Raw genomic sequence first — 1,440 nt, 5'->3', positions numbered from 1 at the left:
GAATCCCTACGAGACCACAACCTACATAATTAAGGACTTGCAAGCGAGCTATTTAGCTCGCTTTTTTGTTTTATAACAGATTTTCAGCAATCCTCTGAAATACCTCAAAAAGCCCCTCTATTTGCAACCAAGGCACTTTTTCAATTTTACTAACAATTTTACTAACAATTTTATTTTTCGTGGTTTTGGAACACTTTTTGACCTGTATTTAAGCTTTTATAATTACTTAAATATTACACAGTTTTACAAATGTCAAAAAATTAAACAACTACCCACCTAGAAATGTTAGTTACACCCCTATCAACATGATGTCCTTCTATTATTGGTTTCGTGAAGGTAGAACCAAAGACCTTGGTACTATCTATTGCGAAATTAGAGTTGATGGTGAAAAGTCCGTTCCAATTTCTACTAAAATCAAATTAAATCGCAAACAATGGAATCCCAAAGAACAATGTTTTCAAGGTAAAGAGGCTGCCAAAAATCAAAAATTTATGGATAACCATGAATTACGTTTTACCCAAATTTTCAATCAAATCAGTTTTGAGAAACCTAATGAGCCAATCCGACCAGATGAAATCTTAGAAAGGCACAGAGTCTCTCACGGATTAGTAAGAAAAGGAAAAAGAGTACCATATTTTATTGATGTATTCAAAGAATTTATCAAAGATCAATATCTCTTGGTCAAAGCCGAAAAACTTAAGAAGCAATCAGTAGTAAGTAGAGAATCAAAATTTGAGACTATCCGCACCTATTTGGTACAAAAACAACTAGAGCAAATAGACATAGATTCTATTGACCATGTTTTCATGGAGGATTTTAAATTCTATCTTAAAATTTCGAAGTATCAAGAAAGCACTATTGAAAAGTATTTATTTCTTATTAAAGGGATTGTAAAGTACGCTGTATCTAAAGGATACACTCAAGACCGAAAAATAGAGAGTTATAAGGTAGAGAAAGCCAAAGAAAAGGATCCTGTATCACTCACACAGGAGGAGCTGGACAAAATAGATGCTTTGGATTTGTCAGATACGCATAGAAAGACCTTTGATATTTACCGTTTTTGTGCTGAAACCTCATTGAGCTTTGTAGATTATGACACACTATGTGAAGATGACATCATCATTGACACTGAGAATATTGTGTGGATTAAATTAGGGAGGGATAAAACCGATACTAGGCAACGAGTGCCACTAAATGAAAAAGCCATGAGAATTTTTAAACGTTATGGCTCTGATATTTACACACTCCCAAAGATGTCAAATACTAATCTTAATAAGTACATTAAACAGATAGCTAAAAAAGCTAAGATAAACAAGTATTTAACCTTTCATACCTCAAGAAAGAGTTTTGTAGACCATGGTATTGTAAGCTTCCCCAAAAATAGTACGGATTAAAAGTTTAAAAAGTGTGATATTTTTTAACTTTAGGTAAGTATTATGA

1 protein-coding gene is annotated in these 1,440 nt (G+C 32.8%); it reads left to right on the top strand.

Features of this window, described 5'->3' with window-relative positions:
- The first annotated feature begins 305 nt into the window (after nucleotides 1–305).
- Nucleotides 306–1,394, top strand: a complete 1,089-nt coding sequence (locus GVN22_RS27225) for a phage integrase SAM-like domain-containing protein (protein ID WP_166554144.1) — start codon at nucleotides 306–308, stop codon at nucleotides 1,392–1,394.
- Nucleotides 1,395–1,440: the final 46 nt, after the last annotated feature.

Source organism: Cellulophaga sp. BC115SP (genome assembly GCF_009905545.1).
GTDB classification, from domain to species: domain Bacteria; phylum Bacteroidota; class Bacteroidia; order Cytophagales; family Spirosomataceae; genus Flectobacillus; species Flectobacillus rivi.
Note: the sequence above shows the minus strand (reverse complement) of the source record. Positions and strands in the feature narration are given on the sequence as shown.